General features: G+C 73.0%; 20 protein-coding genes. 13 read left to right on the top strand and 7 right to left on the bottom strand.

The features are described from left to right. Positions 1–59: 59 nt before the first annotated feature. The 5 genes from C6W10_RS26780 (at position 60) to C6W10_RS26760 (ending at position 4,276) form a co-directional block, all read left to right on the top strand. Complete coding sequence (locus C6W10_RS26780) at positions 60–287, top strand: hypothetical protein (RefSeq protein WP_107261557.1); 228 nt, start codon at positions 60–62, stop codon at positions 285–287. Positions 288–444: 157 nt separating this feature from the next. Beyond that, entirely contained in the window at positions 445–1,704 is a 1,260-nt protein-coding gene (locus C6W10_RS26775) for a M48 family metallopeptidase (RefSeq protein ID WP_107264316.1), read from the top strand. Beyond that, on the top strand, positions 1,701–2,825 hold the full coding sequence (locus tag C6W10_RS26770; protein WP_107261555.1) for a glycosyltransferase family 4 protein: 1,125 nt from the start codon (positions 1,701–1,703) through the stop codon (positions 2,823–2,825). The genes C6W10_RS26775 and C6W10_RS26770 overlap by 4 nt, the downstream gene beginning before the upstream one ends. A 152-nt stretch (positions 2,826–2,977) precedes the next feature. Continuing rightward, positions 2,978–3,652, top strand: a complete 675-nt coding sequence (locus C6W10_RS26765; protein WP_107261553.1) for a thioredoxin family protein — start codon at positions 2,978–2,980, stop codon at positions 3,650–3,652. Positions 3,653–3,835: 183 nt separating this feature from the next. Continuing rightward, positions 3,836–4,276 carry a DUF4395 domain-containing protein gene (locus C6W10_RS26760; RefSeq protein WP_107261551.1) on the top strand — a complete coding sequence of 147 codons (441 nt, stop codon included), beginning with the start codon at positions 3,836–3,838 and terminating at the stop codon, positions 4,274–4,276. Positions 4,277–4,457: 181 nt separating this feature from the next. Here C6W10_RS26760 and C6W10_RS26755 read toward each other — a convergent pair whose 3' ends face one another. From C6W10_RS26755 to C6W10_RS26745, 3 genes are read right to left on the bottom strand one after another with little or no spacing between them, the layout of a single operon-like run. Further along, the gene (locus C6W10_RS26755; protein ID WP_091557164.1) at positions 4,458–5,126 is read right to left on the bottom strand and encodes a response regulator transcription factor; all 669 of its coding nucleotides are present in this window, start codon (positions 5,124–5,126) and stop codon (positions 4,458–4,460) included. Between the two features lie 7 nt (positions 5,127–5,133). After that, the gene (locus tag C6W10_RS26750; RefSeq protein WP_107261549.1) at positions 5,134–6,828 is read right to left on the bottom strand and encodes a GAF domain-containing sensor histidine kinase; all 1,695 of its coding nucleotides are present in this window, start codon (positions 6,826–6,828) and stop codon (positions 5,134–5,136) included. Positions 6,829–6,842: 14 nt separating this feature from the next. Beyond that, positions 6,843–8,657 carry a long-chain fatty acid--CoA ligase gene (locus tag C6W10_RS26745; RefSeq protein WP_107264315.1) on the bottom strand — a complete coding sequence of 605 codons (1,815 nt, stop codon included), beginning with the start codon at positions 8,655–8,657 and terminating at the stop codon, positions 6,843–6,845. Between the two features lie 163 nt (positions 8,658–8,820). Here C6W10_RS26745 and C6W10_RS26740 point away from each other — a divergent pair, with 163 nt between their 5' ends. From C6W10_RS26740 to C6W10_RS26725, 4 genes are all read left to right on the top strand, one after another. Then, positions 8,821–9,276, top strand: coding sequence for an SRPBCC family protein (locus C6W10_RS26740; RefSeq protein ID WP_107264314.1), 456 nt, complete (start codon positions 8,821–8,823; stop codon positions 9,274–9,276). A gap of 161 nt (positions 9,277–9,437) precedes the next feature. Next, positions 9,438–10,646 carry a hypothetical protein gene (locus C6W10_RS39785; protein WP_107261547.1) on the top strand — a complete coding sequence of 403 codons (1,209 nt, stop codon included), beginning with the start codon at positions 9,438–9,440 and terminating at the stop codon, positions 10,644–10,646. A 106-nt stretch (positions 10,647–10,752) separates the two neighbouring features. Continuing rightward, complete coding sequence (locus C6W10_RS26730) at positions 10,753–11,700, top strand: ROK family glucokinase (RefSeq protein ID WP_107264313.1); 948 nt, start codon at positions 10,753–10,755, stop codon at positions 11,698–11,700. A 48-nt stretch (positions 11,701–11,748) separates the two neighbouring features. Further along, positions 11,749–12,474 carry an endonuclease/exonuclease/phosphatase family protein gene (locus tag C6W10_RS26725; RefSeq protein WP_234361441.1) on the top strand — a complete coding sequence of 242 codons (726 nt, stop codon included), beginning with the start codon at positions 11,749–11,751 and terminating at the stop codon, positions 12,472–12,474. A 28-nt stretch (positions 12,475–12,502) separates the two neighbouring features. Here C6W10_RS26725 and C6W10_RS26720 read toward each other — a convergent pair whose 3' ends face one another. Beyond that, positions 12,503–13,507 (bottom strand): LacI family DNA-binding transcriptional regulator, encoded by a 1,005-nt coding sequence (locus C6W10_RS26720; protein WP_199853161.1) that lies wholly within the window; start codon positions 13,505–13,507, stop codon positions 12,503–12,505. 387 nt (positions 13,508–13,894) lie between these two features. Between C6W10_RS26720 and C6W10_RS26715 the strand changes: the two genes are divergently transcribed. The 3 genes from C6W10_RS26715 to C6W10_RS26705 all read left to right on the top strand — a co-directional run bounded on the left by C6W10_RS26715 (position 13,895) and on the right by C6W10_RS26705 (position 17,347). Next, the gene (locus C6W10_RS26715; RefSeq protein WP_107261543.1) at positions 13,895–14,869 is read left to right on the top strand and encodes a glycoside hydrolase family 6 protein; all 975 of its coding nucleotides are present in this window, start codon (positions 13,895–13,897) and stop codon (positions 14,867–14,869) included. A gap of 274 nt (positions 14,870–15,143) precedes the next feature. Continuing rightward, the gene (locus C6W10_RS26710) at positions 15,144–16,544 is read left to right on the top strand and encodes an NAD(P)/FAD-dependent oxidoreductase (protein WP_107261541.1); all 1,401 of its coding nucleotides are present in this window, start codon (positions 15,144–15,146) and stop codon (positions 16,542–16,544) included. Then, positions 16,541–17,347 (top strand): alpha/beta hydrolase, encoded by an 807-nt coding sequence (locus C6W10_RS26705; RefSeq protein ID WP_107261539.1) that lies wholly within the window; start codon positions 16,541–16,543, stop codon positions 17,345–17,347. Before C6W10_RS26710 ends, C6W10_RS26705 begins: the two co-directional genes overlap by 4 nt. A 123-nt stretch (positions 17,348–17,470) precedes the next feature. Here the strand turns inward: C6W10_RS26705 and C6W10_RS26700 are convergent, their stop codons facing one another. Next, a complete protein-coding gene (locus C6W10_RS26700) occupies positions 17,471–18,886 on the bottom strand; it encodes a trehalose-6-phosphate synthase (protein WP_107261537.1) in 1,416 nt (471 codons plus the stop codon). A gap of 163 nt (positions 18,887–19,049) precedes the next feature. Next, complete coding sequence (locus tag C6W10_RS26695; protein ID WP_107261535.1) at positions 19,050–19,907, bottom strand: hypothetical protein; 858 nt, start codon at positions 19,905–19,907, stop codon at positions 19,050–19,052. A 257-nt stretch (positions 19,908–20,164) separates the two neighbouring features. On the opposite strand from C6W10_RS26695, the gene C6W10_RS26690 reads away from it, so the two are divergent. Continuing rightward, complete coding sequence (locus tag C6W10_RS26690) at positions 20,165–20,896, top strand: 1-acyl-sn-glycerol-3-phosphate acyltransferase (protein ID WP_107261533.1); 732 nt, start codon at positions 20,165–20,167, stop codon at positions 20,894–20,896. Positions 20,897–20,928: 32 nt separating this feature from the next. Here C6W10_RS26690 and C6W10_RS26685 read toward each other — a convergent pair whose 3' ends face one another. Further along, entirely contained in the window at positions 20,929–24,501 is a 3,573-nt protein-coding gene (locus tag C6W10_RS26685) for an adenylate/guanylate cyclase domain-containing protein (RefSeq protein WP_107261531.1), read from the bottom strand. Between the last annotated feature and the right edge of the window lie 174 nt (positions 24,502–24,675).

Here is a 24,675-nt window from a genome sequence, read left to right as displayed (position 1 = left end):
TCACGGACGGTGGCCGCGTCACGACAACACCGTCTCCCGCTGCTTTGAGGAGTGAGCAGATGCTCATCGACTGCGACAGTTGCACCCTCCGTCGGGGTGCGGCCTGTTCCGGGTGCCTGGTGAGTGCCCTGCTGGACCAGCCGCCGGGACAGGCTTCGTTGACCGCCGACGAGATGCACGCGATCGAGGTCTTCACCCGGGCCGGCTTCGACGTCGAGATCCTCGACGCCCCGGTCTCGGCGCCGACCCGGCTCGCCAACCGGCGCCGAGGCCGACGGGTCGCGTAGTCCGCCGGGGAGGGGTCGCCCGGCGCAGGACTCCGCCCGGCGCAGGACTCCGGCCGGCCGGTCCGGCATAGGATTGGCCGCGCGATCGGGCCGGCGAAAGGGCGGAGCGGATGACCCAGTGGGTGGAGCGGACGACCCAGTGGGTACGGGCGACGGCATGACGCCGCGTGCCTGGGCCGGGCTGACCCTCGTCGCCCTCGTACTGCTGCTCGTCGCCGCCACCGTGCTGCTGGTGCCGTGGCACCGCCCACCCGCGCCCCGCGCCGACCAGCTCTCCGCGCTCGACGAGTTGGATCCGGCCGAGGTGGCCCGGGGGAGGGCCTTCGCCGCCGCGCTGCGCCCGGGTGGCTACGGCGCGTTGGCCGTCGGGCTGGTGATCGCCCTGCTGCTCGGCCTCACCCCGCTCGGCGCGAAGCTGATCGCCCTGGTCGGGCGCCCCTTCGGTGACAACTGGATCGCCCAGGCCGTGCTCGGCGGCCTGGCCGTGGTGCTGGTGGCCGACCTGGTCACCCTGCCGTTCGCCGCCTGGCGGCACGCGGTGGTGGCCCGCTACGGGCTCTCCACCCAGGGCTGGGGCGGCTGGACGGTCGACCTGCTCAAGTCGTACGCGGTCAGTGCCGTGATCGGCGCGGTGGCGCTGCTCGGCTTCTACACGGTGACCCGGCTGGCCCCGAGGTGGTGGTGGGCGTTCGGGGCGGCCGGCGCGGCGGTGCTGGTCACGCTCCTCTCGTTCATACTGCCGGTGCTGGTGGAGCCGATCTTCAACCGGTTCACCCCGATGGAGCCGGGACCGCTGCGCACCGAACTGATGGCGCTGGCCGACGCCGACGGCGTACCGGTGAAGGACGTGCTGGTCGCGGATGCCTCCCGGCGGACCCGGGCGGTCAACGCGTACGTCTCCGGGTTCGGTCCGACCCGGCGGATCGTCGTCTACGACACCCTGCTGCGCGAGGCGCCGCCCGCCGAGGTGGCGAGCGTGGTCGCGCACGAGTTGGGCCACGCGAAGGACCGGGACGTGCTGACCGGCACCCTCACCGGTGCGCTCGGTGCGGCGGCGGCGGTCGTCGCGCTCTACCTGCTCGGCTCGTCGGCCGCGCTGTTGCGGGCCGCCGGAGTCGACTCGGTGGCCGAGCCACGGGCGTTTCCGCTGCTGCTGGCCCTGGTGACGGTGGCCGGTCTGGTGGCGACGCCGGCACAGGCCTGGGTCTCCCGGCAGGTCGAGGCGCGGGCCGACGCGCACGCCCTGGCGCTGACCGGTGACCCGGGCTCCTTCGAGGCGATGCAGCGGCGGCTCTCCAGCGTCAACCTCGCCGACCCCGATCCGCCCCGGTGGGAGTACCTCTTCCGGGCGAGTCATCCATCCACAGTGGAGCGCATGGCCGCGGCCCGCGCGTACGCCCGAGGAGCCGGCGGTTGACCAGGACTCTGCTCGTCACCAACGACTTTCCGCCGCGCCCCGGTGGGATCCAGTCCTTCGTGCACGGCCTCGCCGTCCGGCAGCCGCCCGGATCCGTGGTGGTCTACGCCTCGACCTGGCGCGGCGCCGACAAGTTCGACGCCGACCAGCCGTTCGAGGTGGTACGCGAGCCGACCGGCGTACTGCTGCCGACCCGGCACGTCGCGCGGCGGGCGGCGGAGCTGGCCCGGTCCTACGACTGCGACACCGTCTGGTTCGGCGCGGCGGCCCCGTTGGGGTTGCTCGCCGCCGGGCTGCGTCGCCGCGCCGGTATCGGTCGGGTGGTGGCCCAGACCCACGGCCACGAGGTCGGCTGGGCGGCGCTGCCGGGTGCCCGGTCGGCGCTGCGCCGGATCGGTGACGGCGTCGACGTCACCACCTATCTGGGGGAATACACCCGGGTACGGCTGGACCGGGTGCTGCGCGGCCGCACCGAGCTGCGCCGGCTGGCGCCCGGGGTGGACGTCGACGTCTACCACCCGGACGTGGACGGGGCCGAGATCCGGGCCCGGCACGGCCTGGCCGACCGGCCGGTGGTGGTCTGCGTCTCCCGGCTGGTGCCGCGCAAGGGGCAGGACGCGCTGATCCGGGCGCTGCCGGAGATCCGTCGCCGGGTGCCGGGGGCGGCACTGCTGGTGGTCGGCGGCGGACCGTACCGGGCGACGCTGGAGAAGCTCGCCCGGCGGGCGGGAGTCGCCGGTGACGTGGTCTTCACCGGCTCGGTGCCGACCGCCGAACTGCCGGCGCACTACGCGGCCGGGGACGTCTACGCGATGCCGTGCCGGACCCGCAACGGCGGGCTGGACGTGGAGGGCCTGGGCATCGTCTATCTGGAGGCATCCGCGACCGGGCTGCCGGTGGTGGCCGGAAACTCCGGCGGCGCCCCGGACGCGGTCCGGGAGGGCGAGACCGGGTACGTCGTCGACGGCCGTGACGTCGGCCAGCTCGCCGACCGGGTGGCCACGCTGCTCGCCGACCCGGAGCTGTCCCGCCGGATGGGTGCTGCCGGACGCGCCTGGGTCGAGCGGGAGTGGCGCTGGGAGCGGCAGGCACGGCGGATGACGGAAGTGCTGACCGGCTGACGGAAGTGCTGACCGGCTGACGGAAGTGCTGACCGGCTGACCGTGCCGCGCCCCGGCGGGCCGGCGTCGGCGTACCGAATCGGGTCGGAACCGCCCGTCGATTCCCCGTCCCAGCGGTGGAGCCGGCCGGGGGAACGGGTGACATCACAACGATGGTCATCGACGCCTGGACATGGCAGTCTGTAGTGGTGCAGAACGCCGCATTGAGCGGTTCCGTCGCGGCGGTGGCCACCTTGCTGCTGGCCGCCGGCTACGGCCTGTGGCGCCGCCACTTCGACGGGCGACTCCGGCGGCAGTCGCCGACCAACCGGCTCTCCCGGGCCGGCTTCGGGCTGCGGTCGGACGACGGTTCCGATCCGGCTGCCGACCTTCGGCGCCAGCCTCCTGCGGCGCCGCCACCTCGGCCGCCGGGCGCCGATCCCGCCGCCGGCAACGACTCCACGCCGGGCGCCGATCCCGCCGCTGGCAACGGCTCCACGCCGGGCGCCGGGGTCGGACTGCCGGTCGACCCCGCACTGCTGGCCGCGCTCGGGGTCCGGCCCGGCGCCTCCGCCACCCTGCTCCAGTTCTCGTCGGCGTTCTGCGCGCCGTGCCGGGCCACCCGGCAGGTGCTGGCCGACGTCACCGAGACCCTGGACGGGGTACGACACGTGGAGGTCGACGCGGAGAGCCAGTTGCCGGCGGTACGGGCCCTGGGCATCTGGCGTACCCCCACGGTGCTGCTGGTCGACGCCGACGGGCGGATCGTGCAGCGTGCCGCCGGAGTGCCGGCCAGGGCCCAGGTCCTCGCTGCGGTGGCGCCACTGCTGCCCCGGGGACCGTCATGACCCGGTGCACCGCCGGGAGTGTCGGGGTGGGCGTACCGTCTCGGCACCGGAAGGTCGGCGCCGGCCGGCCGGCCGCCCACCTCCGCCACTGACCAGCCAGACCGTCCCGGCGGCAATCCCGCGTCCACGTCCCGACGAGCGCCGTGACGACGACCGGCACCGTCCCTGCCCACCGAGGTGAACATGTTGCTCGACCCCCGTGGACCGCGCTTTGCCGCGGTCGTCACCACGCTCGTCCTGGTCGTCGTACTCGTCACCGGCTCGGGTTGGCTGGCGCTGGCCCAGGCGGTGGTGTTCGCGATCGCCGCCGTCGACCCGCGCCGCAGCCCGTACGGCCTGTTGTTCCGGGTCGTACTGGCGCCTCGGTTGGCCCGCCCCGCCGAGTTGGAGCCCGTGGCGCCGGTACGCTTCGCCCAGCTTCTCGGGCTCGGTTTCATGCTGGTGGCCGCCGCCGGCTATCTCTCCGGCGCCACCTGGCTGGGACTGGTCGTCTCCTGCCTGGCGTTGGCCGCCGCCTTCCTCAACGGGGCGTTCGGGCTCTGCCTCGGCTGCGAGACCTATCTGGCGTTCCGCCGGATGACCGGCCGGGCGATCCCCGCCCGGGTACCCAATCCGTCGAACTGACCACCGTCCACGACTGCGCCGGCCGGATCCCCGGCCACGGGCGACGTCGTGTGACCACTGTGACTGCTGTGGCTGCGCTGGCCGGTGTGGCTGGTCGCCGGGCCACCGGAGACCAGCGGGACGTACCCGCTGGCATCCGGCCCCGGCGGACCCGCCGCCGACGATCGGAACCGCCGACCGATCAGAACTTCGGGGCGTCCGGCGCTTCGAGCAGGCCCAGCCGGAGCGCGGTCATCAGGGCCTGGGCCCGGTTGGCCGCGCCGAGCTTCTCGTAGAGCTTCGAGATGTGCGTCTTGGCCGTCGACTCGCTGACGAAGAGCTGCTTCGCGATGCCGGCGACGCTCATCCCGTCGGCCAGCAGGCGCAGCACCTGACCCTCCCGGGGCGAGAGCTGCGGGCCGGACGGGGCGAGGCGGCGCTTCATCGCCTCGGCCAGGTCCGCGGCGGTGAACGCACTCGGCGAGGAGGCCGCGTGCCGGGCGGCGGCGACGACCTCGTCGGCGGGGGCGGTCTTCGGCACGAAGGCGCTGGCACCGGCTTCGAGGGCGCCGAAGAGCTGGTCGTCGCCCGCGTACATGGTGAGCACCACGATGCCCATCGTGGCGCTGGACTTGCGCAGCGCCCGGGTCGCCTCCAGCCCGCTCCCGTCGGGAAGGCGGAGGTCCATGATCACTACATCGGGTTGCAGGGCGCCGGCCTGGCGGACCCCCTCGGCGGCAGTGGCGGCCTCGCCGACGACCTCGAACTGCCGGTCCCGCTCGAACGCGTGCCGCAGGCCCTTACGAATCAGGTCGTGATCGTCGACGAGCAGGACCTTGGTCCGAGTGGTCGGCATGGGGCTGGTGGTCATGCTCGGGTTACTCCCCTTCTGATGCGGTGACGCTATCGCGCACGTTATCGCGCCGGGACGAGGTTCCGAGCACCACTGCCACCGTCGTGCCGCTGGGGTGTCGCGGACTGATCTCTAGCCGGCCCCGGATACGTTCCGCCCTCTCCGCCATGATCGCAAGACCATACCTGCCATCGGGCCGCTGGTCAGCGATGCCCTGACCATCATCCGACACTTCAATTTGGGCGAATGGGGGGTCCACGGCACAGGTGACCCAGAGATTCGACGCCCCGGCGTGCTTGCGGGCGTTCGTGATCGCCTCCTGTGCGATGCGCAGCAGCTCCGCCTCGGTGGCCGCCGGCAGCCGGGCGGTGGACTCGTCGAGGGTGTAGTGCACCCGCAGGCCGGCGGAGGCGCCGACGGTGCGGGCGTACTCGGCGATGGCGGCGGCGAGCCCGCCGTGCCGGTCGACCTCGCTGCGCAGCTCGAAGAGGCTCAGCCGCAGTTCGGTGATGACCCGGGTCACCTCGCCGCGCAGCGTACGCAGCTCCTCGGCGGTGTCGGTGGCGTCCTCGGGGAGGGTGGCCAGGGCGTTGTCGATGCCGTACCCGACCATCACGAGTTCCTGGGCCACCCCGTCGTGGATCTCCCGGGCCAGACGCTGCCGCTCCTCGTTGGTGGCCAGCGACCGTACCTCGTCGAAGAGCAGCGCCGCCTCCAGCCGGAGCGCCGCCGGCCGGGTCAGCGCGGTGACCTGGGCCACCACCGGGGGCGGATAGGCGCCGGAGACGTCGGCCTCCAGGGTGACCAGGCCGACCGTCCGTACCCCGGCGACCAGCGGTACGACCAGCGCCGACACCTCACCGCCGGGGTGCGAGCGGGCCTGTGACCGGTGTGCCGTCTGGGGCTGCTGACTGGCCCAGGCGTCGGCGATCGCCGAGTCGGCGTCCAGGGTCGTCTCCCAGTCGACCCGGTCCACCCCGGCCTGGGCGAGTACGACCAGCCGGCCGCCGCCGCTGGCGGAGAGCACCGCGGCCCGGTCCGCCCGGGTCACCCCGCGCAACTCCTCGATCAGGTGCTCGGAGATGCTGCCAGGGTCGAGAGTTGCCCCGGGTAGTTGTCGGGCGACACTGCGCAACTGGGTCAGCAGCCGGGTCGCTTCGGTGTACGGCTGCGGCCGGGGCTCGCCACGGGCCTGGACGATCCGTTGCAGCGAACCCGCCGCGAAGAGCCCGAGCGCGGCCAGGATCACCCACTGGGCCGCCACGGTCAGATAGCCGACCTGACTGATCTGCGGCCCGCCGTCGCCGACGGTCAGGACCCCGCTGACCACCAGCGTCACCGCGGCGACCACGATCAGCGCGATGCCCTCCCGGATCCGCCGTTGCAGGGCCGCCACGGTCAGGGGTACGGCGAGGTAGGGCAGGATCGCCGACGCTCCGACCCCGGGCATCGGGGTACCGATGTTCGCCGCCGCGGCGACCTGGCCGGCGGCCAGCCCCACCAGGACGACCTCGGCGAACCGGCCCAGCGGGGCCAGCACCCGGTGTCCGGGGGCGGCCACGGCGGGGATGCCGGCGACGGCGAGCAGGGCGACCCAGCGGAGTTGCCCCGGCTCCCGGGTGGCGATCAGGGTGAGGACCGCGACGAGCGCGAGCATGATGACCCGCGCCGCCGCCGCGAGCGGATGCGGACGGCTGAGGCCGGAGGTCGAGGCGGGCACCTGACGGATGGTAGTCAGTTGCCGTATATCTCGGCGATTTCCGCCGAGTATGTCTTCTCCACGACGCCTCGCTTGACCTTCATCGACGGAGTCAACTCGCCGGTCGCCTCCGCGAAGTCCCGGGGCAGGATCCGGAACTGCCGGACCGACTCGGCCCGGGACACCGCCCGGTTCGCCTCGTCCACGGCGCGCTGGATCTCGGCGCGCAGCTCGGGGTCGTCACGAAGCTCCCGGACCGGGGTGCCGTCCGGCCGGCCGTGCTCGCGCAGCCAGGCCGGCAGCGCCTCCTCGTCGATGGTGACCAGCGCGGCGACGAAGGGCCGACGGTCGCCGACCACCATGCACTGGCTGACCAGCCGGTGCGCCCGGATCCCGTCCTCGAGTACGGTCGGGGCGATGTTCTTGCCGGCGGCGGTGACGATGATCTCCTTTTTCCGCCCGGTGATGCAGAGGTAACCGTCGTCGTCCAGCTCGCCGAGGTCGCCGCTGTGGAACCAGCCGTCCGGGGTCAGCACCTCGGCACTCGCCTCGGGGTTGTTCCAGTAGCCCTGGAAGACCACGTCGCCGGAGATCAGGATCTCCCCGTCGTCGGCGATCCGGATGGTCACCCCCGGCAGCGGTCGGCCGACGGTGCCGATCCGGATCGCGCCGGGCAGGTTCACCGCGACCGCCGGGGAGGTCTCGGTCAGCCCGTACCCCTCGTAGACCACCACCCCGACGCCCCGGAAGAAGTGTCCGAGCCGGGCGCCGAGCGGTGCTCCTCCGGAGATCGCGTTCTGGCAGCGTCCGCCGAGCGCGGCCCGGAGCTTGCGGTAGACCAGCCGGTCGAAGACCCGGTGCCGCAGCCGCAGCCCCAGGCCGGGTCCGGAGGGGGTGTCCAGGGCCTGGCTGTACGCGATCGCCACCCGCTCGGCGGCGGCGAAGATCTTGCCCTTGCCCTCGTCGGTCGCCTTCTGCACCGCGCCGGTGTGGACCTTCTCGAAGACCCGGGGTACCGAGAGCACGAAGCTGGGCGTGAACTCCTTCAGCTCGTCGACCAGGTTCTTCGTGTCGGCGCTGTGCGCCACGGTGGCCCGGGCCCGGACCGTGCCGATCTGGATCAGCCGGGCGAACGAGTGGGCCAGCGGCAGGAAGAGCAGCGTCGAGGCGCCCTCGTTGAAGAGGTTCGGCAGCACCGGGATGGCGTTGCAGATGTCGGAGAGCATGTTCCGGTGGGTCAGTACGCAGCCCTTGGGGCGTCCGGTGGTGCCACTGGTGTAGATGATGGTGGCGATGTCGGCCGCTTTGACCGCCTTGCGTCGTACGTCGACCTCGGCCGGGTCGACCGGGCCACCGAGCGCCACCAACTCGTCGATGCCGCCGAGTTCGATCTGCCAGACCTGCTCCAGGCTGGGCAGCCGGTCCCGCACCCCGGCCAGCGCCATCGCGTGCCCGTTGGTCTCCAGTACGCAGGCCACCGCCCCGGAGTCGGAGAGGATCCAGGCGACCTGTTCGGGGCTGGAGGTGTCGTAGATCGGTACGGTCACCCCGCCGGCCGCCCAGATCGCGTAGTCGATCAGGGTCCACTCGTACCGGGTGCGGCTCATCAGCCCGACCCGGTCGCCCGGGTTGATCCCGGCGGCGATGAGTCCCCGGGCCACCGCGACCACCTCGTCGCGGAACTGCCGGCAGGTCACGTCGGTCCAGCCGTCCTGCCGGCCGGCGGCGTCGACGGCCCGCCGGACGAACTGCACGCTCTCCGGCGCCTCCTCGGCGTTGTCCCAGACCGGGTCGGTGAGGTTGGCCGCGTCCCCGACCGTGACCGCTGGGGGAACCGAGAACTCGCGCACCTGCACTCCCTCGTGCTCGTATCGACCCGGCCAGCCCGGCCGGTCGGACTACCCGCAACCTACCTTCGAGCCGACCGGGGCGCCCGACCAGGTGGGTCGAGTCGGAACGAATGGGTCGAGGCGGTCAGCCGGAGTGGCCCCGCTGCGCGGTAGCCTGCCGGGCATGGCGGATTCCTCCACCCAGTCCATCGTCATAGCCGCGCCGCCGGCTCGGGTGACGGCGGTGATCTGCGACTTTCCGCGCTATCCGGAATGGGCCGACGCGGTGAAGCGGGTCGAGGTGGTCGAGGAGTACGAGGACGGCTACCCGGCCCGGGTGCGGTTTGTGCTCGACGCCTCGGTGATGACCGACGAGTACACCCTGGCCTACGAGTACGCCGAGGACATCTCGCGGATCGAATGGCACCTGGTGGAGCCCTCGCGGATGCAGAAGGTCCAGAACGGGTCCTACGACATCGAGGACAACGGGGACGGCACCTCGACGGTGACCTACACCCTGGAGGTCGAGCTCTCGGTCGGCATGCTGGGGATGTTCCGGCGCAAGGCCGAGAAGATGATCATGGATGCCGCCCTGACGCAGCTCAAACGGCGGGTGGAGACTCTTGACGGGACCCGGTGACGCGCCCGGGGCGCGACGGCGCCTCGGCACGCGGCGGCGAGGCGACCCCGGGCGCGCTGGTGCGCCAGGGAAGCCGACCGCAGACCGGGTGCGGTGAGGGGTTCGGGTTCGGACGGGATGCCGGGCCCACCCGGAGCGGGGCGGGGGTAGAGGAGCCGATCATGGGAGACAGTGGTTCGTACGGGGGAGCGCCCGATCCGGGTTCCGCCCGGGAGGAGGCCGAGCGGCTGGTCGCCGCCGCGCTCGCGATGGCCCGGTCGGCCGCGTCCGAGGCCCGGGACCGGGCGGGTGCCTTCGGCCCGCTCGGACAGGTGATCTCCGACGTACTGGACCAGACCGGAGTGGTGCCCCGACCGGGCCGGCCGGGAGGCGCCACCCCGGGTACGCCGCCGACGGAGGGTCCCGGGCCGACCCCGGCCGACCCGCCCCGGAAGGCCCGCCCGCACGGCGCGGTGCCGGAGCCCGGGCCGGCAGCCGCCACACCACCCGCCGACGGCACGCCGCCACCGAAAGCCGACGCGCCGCCGTTCCCGGGTACGCCCTCGACCGACCCGGCGCAGCCGCCGAACGGCGAGGCGTCGCCGCCGACCGACACGACGTCGCGGTGGACGGGCGAGGTGCCGCCACGGGCGGGCCGGGCGGGGGCCGGAGCGGCCTTCGGGGCCGGTTTCGCCACCGGCGATCCCGAGTGCTGCGTCTGCCCGGTCTGCCGGTCCATCGCCGCGCTGCGCGACCCGAGTCCGGAACTCGCCGAGCGGCTGGCCACCGGCGCCGGTGACTTCGCGGCCGGCGTGGCCAGCCTGCTCCGCGCCCTCTCCTCGGTCACCGCCCCCGCCGAGCGCCGCACCGGTCCGGGCGGCGGTACCACCGGATCCGGGACCGGCGACGACCCGACCGGGGACACCTGGGCGGCAGCCACCCGCGCGAGCACCGCCGACCCGGATGTCAGCCCCGGGAGCGGGGGCGCCGGGCAGGGTTCCACGGCCCTCTCCGAGCCGGATGTCAGCTCCGGGAGCGGGGGCGCCGGGCCGGGTTCCACGGCTCCCGTCGACCCGGCCGGAGCCCCGTCGGCCGACGTGCCGGGCCCACGCGGCGACACGGTGTGGCGCGAGGCGACCGGTACCAGGCATGATTCGTGGCCGGCGGGCGAGCCGGACGACGTCTGGGCGGCCGCCACCCGTGCCGAGGCCGGAACCGGGGAGACCCGGACGACCGCCGGTCCGGACCGGGCGACCCCGGCCGGGGCGGAGCAGGCCCGGCCCGCCGCGCCGCCGGCCACCGGACGACCACCGGTACCCGCGTCGCGGACCCCGGAGGGACCGGTCGCCGCCGGTTCCGGCGAGCAGACCGCCCCCGGCGAGGACGGCTGACCGCCGGGACGGGGCCGCCGGTGGCGCCGGGTGGGAACGGCACGGTACGGCGGCAGTGGCGGGACGGTGACCGCGTGGGTGCGGTGTGGCAGAGGGGAGCGGCTCGGTGACGCTGACCATCGGAGTCGACGTCGGAGGTACGAAGGTGGCCGCCGGGGTCGTCGACGTCGACGGTAGGGTGCGGGCGCAGGTACGCCGGGACACCCCCGCCGAGGACGTGGCCAGGACCCGGGACGTGATCGTCGAGGTGGTCAAGGAGCTGGCGGCCGAGCACGAGGTCGAGGCGGTGGGCATCGGCGCCGCCGGCTGGATCGACGCCGACCGCTCCACGGTGCTGTTCGCCCCGAACATCGCCTGGCGGGACGAACCGCTGCGCGACTTCGTCGGCAATGCCGTCGGGCTGCCGGTGATCGTGGAGAACGACGCCAACGTCGCCGCCTGGGCCGAGTTCCGGCACGGGGCGGCCCGGGACGCCGACGACTCGATGGTGCTCTTCACCATCGGCACCGGGGTGGGCGGCGGCATCGTGCTCGGCGGGGAGCTGCTGCGCGGCGCGCACGGGATCGCCGCCGAACTCGGGCACATGCTCTCGGTGCCGGACGGCCACCTCTGCGGCTGCGGTCGGCTCGGCTGCATCGAGCAGTACGCCAGCGGCAACGCCCTGGTCCGGTTCGCCCGGGCCGGAGCGCGGCAGGAGCCGGGCCGGGCCACCGTACTGCTCGACCTGGCCGGCGGTGACGTCGACGCGATCAACGGCCCGATGGTGACCGCCGCCGCCCGCTCCGGCGACCCGGTCTCCAGCACCGCGTTCGCGCAGATCGGGCACTGGCTCGGCATCGGGCTGGCCGACATGGCGCAGATCCTCGACCCGCAGATGCTGGTGGTCGGCGGCGGTGTGGTGGAGGCCGGTGAACTGCTGATGGGCCCGACCCGCCGCTCCTTCACCGACGCTCTCGCCGCGCGTGCCAAGATTCCGGTGGCCGAGATCCGCCCCGCCGAGCTGGGTAACTCGGCCGGCATGGTCGGCGCCGCCGACCTGGCCCGGCGCCGCTAGCCGGACCGCCGCGCGGGGCCGGAGGAACAGCAGAGCAAGGGGTACGGCGTGGTTCAGCAGCAGTCCTCCGGCGCGGAGACGTCAGCGGTGCGCCTTCGGGTGCTCTCCTACAACGTGCACGGCCAGCGTGACGACGTCGACGCGCTGGCCGAGGCGGTCCGGGCGTTGCAGCCGGACGTGGTGATCGTGCAGGAGGCGCCGCGCCGGTTCCGTTGGCGGCACAGGTGTGCGGCCCTGGCCGACCGGCTCGGTCTGGTGGTCGCGGGCGGCGGCCTGCCCTCCCTGGGCAACCTGCTGCTGACCAGTCTCCGGGTCCGGGTCTACCGGAGCTGGTGCCGGCAGTTCCCGCTGACGCCGGGGCGGCACATGCGGGGTGCGGTCTTCGCCGAGTGCGGGATCGGGGCCTCCCGGTTCATCCTGGCCGGCTCGCACCTCTCCACCGACCCGACGGAGCGCCCCGGTCAGGCGTACCTCTTCAAGCAGGAGCTGGCCGCCACCCGGCTGCCGGTGGTGGTCGGGGCTGACCTGAACGAGAACTCGGGCGGCGGCGCCTGGCGTACCGTGGCCGACGGGCTGACCGACGCGGCCGTGGCGGCCGGCGGCGAGTCCCGGTTCACGTTCCCGTGCCGGCAGCCGCGCGACCGGATCGACGCGCTCTTCGTCGACCCCCGGATCAGCGTGCTCGGCTACGACGTGGTGGAGACCGAGCAGACCCGGCGGGCCAGCGACCACTTCCCGATCCGCGCCGACCTGCTGATGCCGGCGGCCGGCTGAGGCGCCGTGGCTGCGTGACGTCGGCCGCTCACGCGGAGCCGCGCAGTACCAGTCTGGTGGGGAGGATCAGGGAGGCGGTTTCCCGCCCCGCGATCAGTTCGATGAGCACCCGGGTCATCTCCTTCCCCAGGGACTGGATCGATTGGTGCACCGTGCTCAGTGGTGGGTCGGTCCGTTCGGCGATTCCCAGGTTGTCGAAGCCGATGACCGCCACGTCCGCCGGTACGGACCGACCCCGCTCGCTCAGCACCCGCATGGCTCCGGCCGCCATGTTGTCGCTGCCGGCGAAGACGGCGTCGAGGTCCGGGTGGTCGTCGAGCAGCCTTGTCATCGCCGCGGCGCCGCTGCCCTCGGTGAAGTCACCCTCCGCCATGCCGTACGGGGTCAGACCCGCCATGATCAACGCCTCGCGGTAGCCGCGGTAGCGGGCCGTACCGGCTTCGGTGCCCAGTTCGCCGGTGATGGTGACGATGCGGGTCCGGCCGAGGCTGATGAGGTGCTCGGTGGCGAGTCGCGCCCCACCGAGGTTGTCGGAGTCGACGAACCACTGCGGCTTGAAGTGCAGCGGTCGACCGCCGTACACGGCCGGCAGGCCGGCTCGGCGCACGATGTGGGTCAGCGGGTCGTCTCCGCGCAGCGCCATCAACATGATGCCGTCGACGCCGCGGGTGTTGAGCAGGTTGGTGAGCCGGGACCGGCCCCGGCCGGGGCTGGCCAGGCACAACAGCAGGTGCAGGTCGGTGTCCTCCAGTGCCGAGGAGACACCGACGATGACCTGACCGAAGAACGGGTCGGCGAACAACTCGGGGTCGTCGTGGGAGATGGCGAGGGCGACGATTCCGGTCTGCCGGGTGGCCAGGGCGCGAGCGGTCCGGTTGGGCCGGTATCCCAGTTCCTTGATGGCCCGCTCGACGGCGTCGCGGGTGGCGCGACTGACGTGCGGTGCCTTGTTGAGGACCCGGGACGCCGCCGAGCGGGACACCCCGGCGCGCGCGGCCACCTCGTCGAGCGTGGGCTGGCGCCGTGTCTCCATCTTGATGCCGCGTCCTTCCTGTCGAACGTCGGGACAGACCGGCGACGGGGCACCCGGCGCGGCTCGATCGGCGCCAACCCCGACACCGGCCGGTGCCGACCTCGCCGCTAGATGGTATCGGCCTTTGGTGGCCACGGTTGACACGACTGGAAGCGCTTCCAGTGTCGGTGACATGAGGACGATGTGCCGAACCCACCGTGTGGGGACAACCTTGACTTTCACTCGTCGGATGCCCACGATTAGATCGATGTCAATAGATGGATCGGCCCGGAAGCGCTTCCAGTATCGCCCGCGGATGCCGCCCTCGGCGCCTCGCCCGCGAGCGACGTCCGGGCACCCAGCACCAGGTCATGTCGATGCACGACCCGACGCACTAGGAGACTCGCGATGAGACGACCCGCCCGTCCGTTGCTCGCGCTGGCAGCCGCGCTGGCAGTGGCGGTCCCGACGATCCTGTTCGGCTCGTCGGCCGCCTACGCCGACCCGGTCAGCCAGACCAGCGGCTTCTACGTCAATCCCAACTCCAGCCCCGCGACGTGGGCCGCCGCCAATCCCGGCGACGGACGCGCCAACGCGATCAGAACGGAGATCGGCCAGAAGCCGATGGCCTCCTGGTTCGGCAACTGGAGTGGCGACATCGGCGCCGCGGTCGGCAACTACGTCGGCGCCGCGGACGCCGTCGACAAACTTCCCCTGCTGGTGGCCTACAACCTGCCCGGCAGGGACGCCTGCGGCGGACACTCCGGTGGTGGTGCCGGAAGCGTCGCCGCCTACGACGCATGGATCTCGGCCTTCGCCAGCGCCATCGGCAACCGGCCCGCCGTCGTGGTCCTCGAACCGGACTCCCTCGGCGACTTCAACTGCATGAGTCAGGCACAGATCAACGACCGCGTCGGCATGCTCAGCCGGGCCGCCAACCAGTTCCGGTCCAAAGCGCCGAACACCTGGGCCTACCTCGACGCGGGTAACCCCGGCTGGGTCGCCGCGCAGACGATGGCACAGCGCCTGAACATGGCCGGCGTCGCCAACGCCCACGGCTTCGCGCTCAACGTGTCCAACTACTTCACCACCGGTGAGAACACCAACTACGGCAACTCGGTCGCCGCCACGCTGCGGAGCAACTTCGGGTACACCAAGCCCTTCGTGATCGACACCAGCCGCAACCGCAACGGATCCAACGGTGAGTGGTGCAACCCGGCCGGCCGCAGGATCGGCACACCGAGCCAGCTCGGCGGCGGCGCCGAGATGCTGCTGTGGCTCAAGACGCCGGGCGAGTCCGACGGCAACTGCGGGGTCGGCGCCGGCTCCAGCGCCGGGCAGTTCCTGCCCGAGGTGGCCTACAAGATGATCTTCGGGTACTGAGCCGGGTGACGCTCGACGCCCACCGAGCGAACCGGTTCGCCGACGGTGTGCGGACAGGCGACACCGCGCCTCCCGCGAGAGGAACGGACGGCACGGTCCACCGGAACTCTTGCGGGAGGCGGCGCGGGTCGACCGCCGCCGGCCAGTCGCAGCTCCTGCGGACCGGTACCCCGATTGGCGCAGAACGGTGCGCGTTGGGCTGGACAAGGGCGACGGCAGCCGAGAGGATTCCCCCGCACGTCGGCACTCGTGCCGGACAAAAGGAGATTTCTCGGTGGCCACCTTCAGCGACCAGGAGAGCAACGACCCGGGCGCGACCCTCTGGCGGGACGGACGACCGGTCTACGACCGGGGCGGCACCGTCTGTGTGATCGGCGCCGGGGCCAGCGGCCTCACCGCGATCAAAAACCTGAAGGAGTACGGCTTCGGCGTCGACTGCTACGAACGGGAGACCGGGGTCGGCGGGGCCTGGAACTGGCGGCACGACCGCAGCCCGGTCTACGCCAGCACCCACCTCATCTCGTCCCGCCCCCTGACCGAGTACCCCGACTTCCCGATGCCGGACAGTTGGCCGGACTATCCGCACCACAGCCAACTACTGTCCTATCTGGAGCGGTACGCCGACCACTTCGACCTGCGGCCGCACATCTGGTTCGGCACCGAGGTGGTCCGGGTCGAGCCGGCCGACGGCCAGCGCTGGGACGTCACCACCCGCAGCACCGGCGGCTACGGTGCCGAGCGCACCTCTCGCTACGCGGCCGTGGTGGTGGCCAACGGGCACAACTGGGCGCCGAAGATGCCGGCGTACGAGGGGCTGGACGAGTTCCGGGGCAAGGTGATCCACGCGTCGGCGTACAAGGACGCCACCCAGATCCGCGGCAAGCGGGTACTCGTGGTCGGGGCCGGCAACACCGGCTGCGACATCGCGGTCGAGGCCGGTCAGCAGGCGGCGAAGTGCTGGCACTCCACCCGGCGCGGCTACTGGTACGCCCCGAAGTACGCCTTCGGTCGCCCGGCCGACCAGGTCAACGACTCGCTGGCGCCGTACCGGCTGCCACTGCGGCTGCGGCAGTGGCTCTTCCACCGGGTGCTGAAGCTGACCGTCGGCGACCTGACCCGGTTCGGCCTGCCCCGCCCCGACCACCGGGTCTTCGAGACCCACCCGATCGTCAACAGCCACCTCGTCTACCAGCTCGGGCACGGTTCGATCACCCCGGTGCCGGACGTCGGACGGTTCCGCCGCAACAGCGTGACCCTGGTCGACGGGCAGGAGATCGAGCCGGACCTGGTGGTCTTCGCCACCGGTTACCTCCCGCGCTTCGAGTTCCTCGCGCCGGAGCTGCTCGGCACCGACACGTCGGGCCGGCCGGCCCTCTACCTCAACGCCTTCCCCCGGCGGCACCCGACGTTGGCGGTGGCCGGCCTGCTCCAGCCGGATTCCGGCCTGCTGCCGCTGGTGCACTGGCAGGCCGTGCTGATCGCCCGCTGGCTGCGGCTGCGCGAGGCGGCGCCGGAACGGGCCCGCTCCTTCGCCGCCCGGGTCGACGCCGAGGCCGGCAAGCGGTGGCACTCCGCGCAGGTGAAGGAGAGCACCCGGCACTGGTTCGAGATCGGGCACATCGACTATCTGCGCACGTTGCAGCGGACCCTGGACGAGCTGGAGGTGGCGGCGTGAAGACCCGGGTCGTACGGGTGCGGGACTGGACCCGTCCGGTGCCGGCGGTGTTCCGGGAGGTACGCGCCGCCACGCCGGAGGCGCCGGAGGGGAAGCCGCCGCTGCTCTTCGTACCCGGTTTCGGGCACGGGGCGTGGGCGTTCGCCGAGCACTGGCTCGAACACGCGGCGTCCCGGGCGTTTCCGGCGCACGCGGTCAGCCTGCGCGGGCACGGCGGCAGCGGGCCGGCGCCGAAGGCGACGCTGCGGGCGTACGCGCACGACGTGGTCCAGGTGGCCACCAGCCTGGACCGGCGGGCGGTGCTGGTCGGGCACGGTGCCGGCGCGCTCGTGGTGGCACACGCGCTGGCCCGCTATCCGGCCCGGGCCGGCGTGCTGGTCGCGCCGGTCTTCGGCGGCTGGGCGACGCTCGGCACCGCGCTGCTGCGCAACCCCGCCGGTACGCTGCCGGCGGTCTTCGGCGGGCGGCTGCGGCTGCACCACCGCCAGTTGTTCAGCCGGGAGCTGCCGGACGCGGCGGCCCGGGAATACACTGCCCGGCTCGGCCGGGCCTCCGCGCGGGCACAGTGGCAGTTGCTCCGGCAGCGGCCGGTCGAGCCGGCGGTGGGCAACCCGCCGATGCTGGTGGTCGGCAGCCCGGACGACCGGGTGGTGCCGCCGTCGGCGCTGACCCGGACGGCCGGCCGGTACGGCGTCGCCCCGCTGCTCTTTCCGGGCATGGGGCACGACATGATGCTGGACGCCCGGTGGCGGGAGCCGATCGACGCGATCCTCGACTGGCTCGACAAGGACCTGGTCGGATAGCGCCGAGCGGTCAACGCGCGGCTCGGCTCTCGCCCGGTCGCCACCCGGTACTCCTGCCCGGCGATGTCGGGTTGACCCTGGCCGGGCCCGGCCGACCCCGGGTGGGGCCGGCCGGGCCGCCGGTCAGGTGATGGCGAGCTGTTGGGCCAGGCTGCCGCTCTGGTCCAGCGCGGTCAGGTAGGACCGGGCCCACGCCTGGATGTCGTTCACCCGGAGCTGCGCGCGCATCGCGGTCATCCTGGCGGTCAGGTCGGCCGGGATGGCCTGGAGCGCGTGCATCAGGGTCAGCTTGAGTCCCTCCAGGTCGTGCGGGTTGACCAGGAACGCCTCCGGGAACTCGGCGGCGGCACCGGCGAACTCGCTGAGCAGCAGCGCGCCGCCGTTGTCGACCCGGGCCGCCACGTACTCCTTGGCGACCAGGTTCATTCCGTCCCGCAGCGGGGTCACCGCCATGATGTCGGCGGCCCGGTAGAGCGCGGCGAGTTCCGCCCGGTCGAACGGCTGGGTGAGGTAGTGGATCGCCGGCTCGCCGACCCGGCCGAACTCGCCGTTGATCCGGCCGACCTCGCGCTCGACCCGGTCGCGGAGGATCTGGTACTGCTCGACCCGCTCCCGGCTCGGCACCGCCACCTGCACCATCACCGTGTCCCGCACCTTGACGTGCCCGGTGGCGAGCAGTTCGCTGTACGCCTTCAACCGCTGCTCGATGCCCTTGGTGTAGTCCATCCGGTCGACGCTGAGCAGCACGTGCTGCGGATCGCCGAGGTCCCGTCGGATCCGGGCGGCCCGGGTGACCACGTCCGGGCGCTCGGCCAGCGCCTCCATCTCGGCCATGTCGATCGAGACCGGGAACGCGCCGATCCGCACCACCCGGTCGTCGACGGCGATCCGCCGGTCGGTGGCGGCGAGCCCGAGCACCTTCGTCGCGAGCTGGGCGAAGTTGTGTGCCGCCTGCGGGCGCTGGAAGCCGACCAGGTCGGCGCCGAGCATCCCGAGCAGCAGCTCGGAGCGGCGCGGGAGCTGCATGAACAGCTCCGGCGGCGGGAACGGCACGTGCATGAAGAAGCCGATCCGCAGGTCGGGGCGGATCGCCCGGAGCAGGCCGGGCACGAGTTGCAGGTGGTAGTCCTGCACCCAGACCACGGCGCCCGGCTCGGCCGCCTCCGCCGCCGCCTCGGCGAACCGCTGGTTGACCCGCTGGTACGCCTCCCACCAGCGGCGGTGGTAGACCGGCTGCTCCACCGCGTCGTGGTAGAGCGGCCAGAGGGTCGAGTTCGCGAAGCCCTCGTAGTGGTCGCGTACGTCGTTGCCGGCCAGTGGGACGGTGTGCATGCGTACCCGGTCGATGTCGGCGAGCATCGGGGCGGGACCGGTGCCGCCGGCCCAGCCCACCCAGGTCGCCGGGGTGTGTTGGAGTAGGGGGTGCAGGGCGCTGACCAGCCCGCCGGGGCTGCGGCGCCATTCACAGGCGCCGTCCGGCGCCACGCTGTCGTCGACGGGCAGCCGGTTGGCCACCACCACGAGGGAACTCTGTCGCAATCGGGCACCTCGTTCCGGGCGAGGCGACCACCGCGAATAGGAGCGATCGGGGTAGTCGTGAGGGGAAGGTAACTTACAGCAGTATTCCTACTGACGCGAAATTACGCGAGTGTTACGCCTTGCCTCCACGTAGTGATGAATCTCGCGATCTGGACGGCAGGGGTCAGACCACCGCCCCGTCGTCCGGATCGTCGTCCTCCTCGTTGCCCGGCCGCAGCCGCCAGACCAGCGTCACGAAACCGCCGAGGATGCCGGCGAAGCCGAGCATCGTGACCAGGCCCCGGTCGATCGGGAGCAGGTGCGGGAAGAGGAAGAGCACGAAGCCGGTGACGATGGCCAGCACCCCGACGACGGCGTACTTCGAGAGCCGGGGCAGCGGCGGTGGCGGCGGCGGGACGTAGCGTTCCTCCTCGTCGTCCGGGAGGTCGGCACCGAAGGTGTCCAGCCCGTCGAGCAGTGACGGGTCGTCGGCCCGGCCGCCGACCGAGATTCCGGAGATCTCCGTGGCCGACGGCAGCCGGCGTACGCCCTGGTCCGGCGGCCCGGCCAGCTCCGTCCCCGGGCGGCTGGTCGCCGTACCGGTGGCCCGTTCCGTCGTCTCGCCGACCGCGACGTCCTCGACGGCGGGCCAGGATCGGGAGTCCGCCGCGACCTCGGTGTGGTAGGCGGCGACGATCCGGGCCCACTCCGCCTCCACGTCCGGGTCCGGATCGGGATCGGGGCGCGGCGCGGGGGGCTGCCCCGGGGGCTCCTCGTCGGCGAGCTGGGTCAGGTAGTCCTTGGCGGTGGCCAGGAAACTGCGGTCGACGTAGAGCCGGTCCACCGGCCGGGACGGCACGGTGGTGGTCCGGGTCACCGGATTGAGGTCGGCGGAGGGTTGCAGGTAGGCGGCGATGCCGCCCGCCGCCAGCACGTCGAGCAGGTGCTCGCCCAGCCGCGGGTCCACGTCGCCGGCGACGGCGTACTCCGTCGCCTCCAGCCCGTTGTCCCGCCGTCCCCGGCGGGCGCCACCCGCTGACACCCCGACACCCTCCCTACCGGCCCTGTGGCGCCCGGCCGTGTTGCCGACCGCCGGCTGCGCCGCATCTGCCGTGCAATGAATCGTGACACGGCGGGCACGGGTTGCGGGAGTGCGTTGTGGCGCGGCGTACCCGCTTCGTAGGCTTCTTGCCGACAGTTCCCGCCCGCAGCCGTCGACGGCGGCCCGACGCGTACCCGTGCGTCGTGCCCGATCGGCGGTCGACGTGGGGACGCGCGGGACGCTCGGGAAGGACACTGGTGCTGTACGGGCTGATGAAGTACGTCATCCTCGGGCCCTGGCTGAAGTTGATCTTCCGGCCACAGGTCGAGGGGAGGGAGAACGTGCCCGACTCCGGCCCGGCGATCATCGCCAGCAACCACCTGTCGTTCTCCGATTCGATCTTCATGCCGCTGATGGTCAAGCGAAAAGTGACCTTCGTGGCGAAGGCCGAATACTTCACCGGCAAGGGGCTCAAGGGCGCTTTGGTGCGGATGTTCTTCGTCGGTACCGGCACGATCCCGGTCGACCGCTCCGGCGGGCGGGCCGCCCAGGCCGCGCTGGACACCCAGCTGGAGGTGCTGCGGGCCGGCAACCTCGCCGGGATCTACCCGGAGGGGACCCGCTCGCCGGACGGCCGGCTCTATCGGGGCAAGACCGGGGTGGCCCGGCTCGCCCTGGAGAGCGGCGCCCCGGTCGTCCCGGTGGTGATGCTGAACGCCGACGAGATCCAGCCGCCCGGCAAGCTGCTGCCGAAGATCAAGCGGGTCAAGATCAGGTTCGGGCGACCGCTGGACTTCTCCCGGTACGCCGGCATGTCCGGCGACCGCTTCGTCGAGCGGGCGATCACCGACGAGATCATGTACGAGCTGATGGAACTCTCCGGCCGGGAGTACGTCGACATCTACGCCCAGAAGATCAAGAACCAGCAGCTCAAGGCCGCGGCCGGCAAGGTGACCGCCGAGTCGCACGCCGACTCGCTGGCCGCCTGACCCCTGACCCGGCCGGCACCTCACCGGCCGGGTCAGGAGGCGAGCATCGGGGTGCTGGCGCCGGGGGCGGGGGGCGGCTGGCCGAGCCGGAGCAGCCCCGGCACCCGGTTGCGCAGCGCGAAGGCGCGTACCTCGGCCAGCGCCACCTCGGCGGCGGAGTCGTCACCGGCCAGCGCCAGTTCGCCGGCGGCCAGTGCCAACCCGAGCATCCGGTCGGTGACGTCCGGGATCTGGGCGTAGCTCTCCGCCGCCGCGAGATAGAGCTGCCCGGCCCGGGCATGGTCGCCGTCCGCGCCGGCCAGCGCCGCCGTCACGGTACGCACCGCCGCCTCCACCCAGAGCGTCGAGTGGGTGACCGCGTCCAGCATGCCCCGGACGCAGACCGCCGATTCCCGGCCGGTGAGCGCGGCGGCGTACGAGGCGGCCGGGATCCACTCCCCGCTGGCCAGCGCCGGCACCTTGGCCCACGACTCGGCCAGCTCGTCGAGCAGCTCCGCCGCCTCCCCGGTACGCCCCTGTAGGGCCCGGCACAGCGCGCCCAGGCCCAGCATGTTCCAGTGCAGCCGGTGGAAGCCGCTGCGCCGGGCGGTCTCCAGGGCGTCCGTCACGTCGTCCACGTCCTGCGCCTCGTCCGGGGCGACCACCCCGGCGCGGCCGGCGGGCGCCGCCCCCGGCACCGGCTCGGCGCGCAACACCCGCAGGTACGCCCGCATGCCCCGCACCTGCATGTCCCAGCGGCCGGCCGCGGTGTCGACGAAACCGTCGGCGACGGTCAGCAGCCGCCCGATGTCGCCCTCGTAGTACGCACGCACCGCCTCCGCCGAGCCGCCGGTGGAGAGCGCCTCGGCCTGGGCCAGTGCCGGGCAGGACGCCACCAGCTCGTCGGCGCGGATCCAGTCGCCCTCCTCCCGCATCACGTGCGACAGGTTGCGCACCACCCGGGGCAGCACGACGAGCTGGGAGTCCTGACAGAACCGCAGGATCGTGTGCAGCTCGTCCAGCCCGGCCCGGTCGCCGGACTGGTAGCGGGCGGTCGCCACGGTGATCCGGGCGTCGGTCTGGGTCTCGACCAGGCCGAGGCGTTCGGCGATGTCGGCCGCCGCGCCCGCCGCCGCCACCGCCGGATCGCGTTCGTAGTTGAGCATGTGCAGCCGGCCCAGCTCGGCGTAGGCGTCCGCCTTCTGCGCGGTGTCCGGCAACGCGTCGAACAGCTCGACGGCATGGTCCAGACAGGACAGTGCCCCGGCCCGGTCGGCCCGCAGCCAGGCCGCCTTGCCGAGCAGCGTCCAGGCCCGGGCCGCACCGCCCGGCTCGTCGTGCGCGGAGAGCCGGTCGGCCAGTACGTGCAACTGGTCCGTACCGCCGCCGGCCAGGAAGGCGGTGCCGTCGCGGAAGTACGAGATCTCGGTGAGCAGCAGCTCCAGTTGCAGCCGGCCGACCGGATCACTGTCGTCGGCCAGCCCGAGCGCCCGGCCGGCGTGCTTGGCCGCCGCGTCGAGCGCGTGCAGTGCGTACGCCCGGCGGGCCGCCCGGTGCAGCGCCTCCCGGGCCGGCGGAGCGTACCGTTCGGTGTCCACCCCCAGGGTGTACGCGATCTCGTGCGCCGCCCAGCGGTGGTGGGCCAGCACCTCGGCCAGGTCGGTGTCCCGGCCCCGGGACATCCCGTCCAGCCAGTCCGCCGTCCGGTCGTGCCGGGCGACCCGCTCGGTCCGGGGCAGCCGCTGGTAGCAGACGTCCCGGACCAGCACGTGCCGGAACCGGAACTCCGGCTGGCCGGCCATCGTCGAGGTGGCCTGCTCGTGCACGAAGTCCCGCTGCTCCAACCGGCGCAGCGCCCGCTCCACCGACTCGACCGGCTGGCCGAGCGCGGCCGCGACCGCACCCGGCCAGAACTGCATGCCGACCACCGAGGCGGCCAGCAGCACCATCCGGTCCGGGCCGTCCAGCAGGTCCACCCGGTTGGCGATCACCGAGTGCACGCTCTCCGGCATCGCCAGGTCCTGCTGCTTCTCCAGCGACCAGCCCCGGCCGGACTGGCGCAGCGCGCCCTGCTCGATGAGCATCCGGACGTACTCGTGGGCGTAGAGCGGATTGCCGTCGGCCACCTCGACCAGCGGGCTGAGCATGTCGGTGGAGAAGGCCGCCTGGCCGAAGATGTGCCCGTAGAGCGAGGCGATGCCGGTGTCCCGCAACGGCGGCAGGGTCACCGTCATCGAGCCGGTGATGGTGCCGGCCCAGCTCGGCTCCCGGTTCACCAGCTCCGGGCGGGCGGTGCAGAGCAGCAACAGCGGCACGTTCTGGGCGTACGCCCCGAGCAGCTCGACGAAGTTCAGCATCTTCTCGTCGGCCCAGTGCAGGTCCTCGAAGACGAGTACGGTCGGCTGGCGGGCGGCGAGCGCGACCAGGAAGCGCCGCCACGCCGACTCGGACTCCTCGGCCGGCAGCGTCGGCCCGGGCAGCCCGACCACCGGGCGCAGCGCGTCCATCAGCCGGTCCGCCGCGCCCGGCCCGACCAGCTCCACCAGCGCCGACTCCAGCCGCCGGGTGGCGGTCGGCGCCGGATCGGTGTCCAGGATCCCCGCTTCGGCCTTGACGATGTCGGCCAGCGCGGCGAACGTGACGTTCTCGCCGAACGGCGGGCAGCGGCCGACCCGCCAGGTCAACGGCTCGTCGGTCAGCCGCTCGGTGTGCCGGAACAGCTCCCGGACCAGCCGGCTCTTGCCGATGCCGGCGTGCCCGAGCACCGTCACCATCTGCGGCAGGCGGTCCCGCATCGACCGGTGCAGCGCGTTGACCAGCAGCCCCAGCTCGTGTTCCCGGTCGATCAGCGGAGTGGTGTCCGGCTCCCGGTCCGGCGGCTGCCGATCCACCGGAGCGAGCGCCAACCACACCTCGGTCGGCGAGGAGCGGCCGCGCAGGGTCACCGGTGCCTGCTCGGAGTAGCGGATCGCGTCCCGGGTCAGCGCGTACGTGGTGCCGCAGACCAGTACCCCGCCGGGCGGTGCCACCGACTGCATCCGGGACGCCGTGTTCACCACGTCACCGGCCACGATGGCCTGTCCGCCGTCCCGGGCGGCGGCCACGTCCACCAGCGCCTCACCGGTCGCCACGCCCACCCGGAACCGCAGGTGGTCCGAGCCGGTCGGGGTGAACCGGGTGAGCACCCGCTGCAACTCCAGACCCGCGCGTACGCAGCGCAGCGGGTCGGTCTCGGTCGCCACCGGCGCGCCGAACAACGCCATCACGGCGTCGCCGATGTACTTCTCCACCACCCCGCCGTACTGCCCGATGACCCGGCGGGCCGCCGAGAAGAAGGCGGTCTGCATGCCCCGGACCAGTTCCGGGTCGGCCCGTTCGACGTACGGGGTGAAGTCGATGAGGTCCACGAAGAGTACGCTGACCCGCCGCCGGTCCTCCTGCGGCATCACGGCCGGCCGACCGGGCTGGGCTGGCCGGGGCTTGCCGCAGGCCGTGCAGAACGCGGCATCCGCGGCCAGTGGCTGGTCGCAGTGTGGACAGGCCGAAGTCAGCTCGGTGCCGCAGCCGCCGCAGTAACGGTCGCCGACGGCGGAGATCCGGCCGCATCTGGTGCAGGTAGCGGAGATGCCGTCCTCCTACGGTGTCGAAGGGACGTGCCGTCCACCGGGATGGCCCCGCGCGGCCGTGGCCGGCGGCTCCGGCGAGCCGCCGGTCGTGATGGGGGTGGAGGTGCGCCACCGCCGAGTATCAGCGCCCGGCCCGGTGTCGGGAACCGGGCTGTTAGCTAGCGGACAGTCCCA

This window comes from Plantactinospora sp. BB1, from assembly GCF_003030385.1.
GTDB lineage: Bacteria > Actinomycetota > Actinomycetes > Mycobacteriales > Micromonosporaceae > Plantactinospora.
Note: the sequence above shows the minus strand (reverse complement) of the source record. Positions and strands in the feature narration are given on the sequence as shown.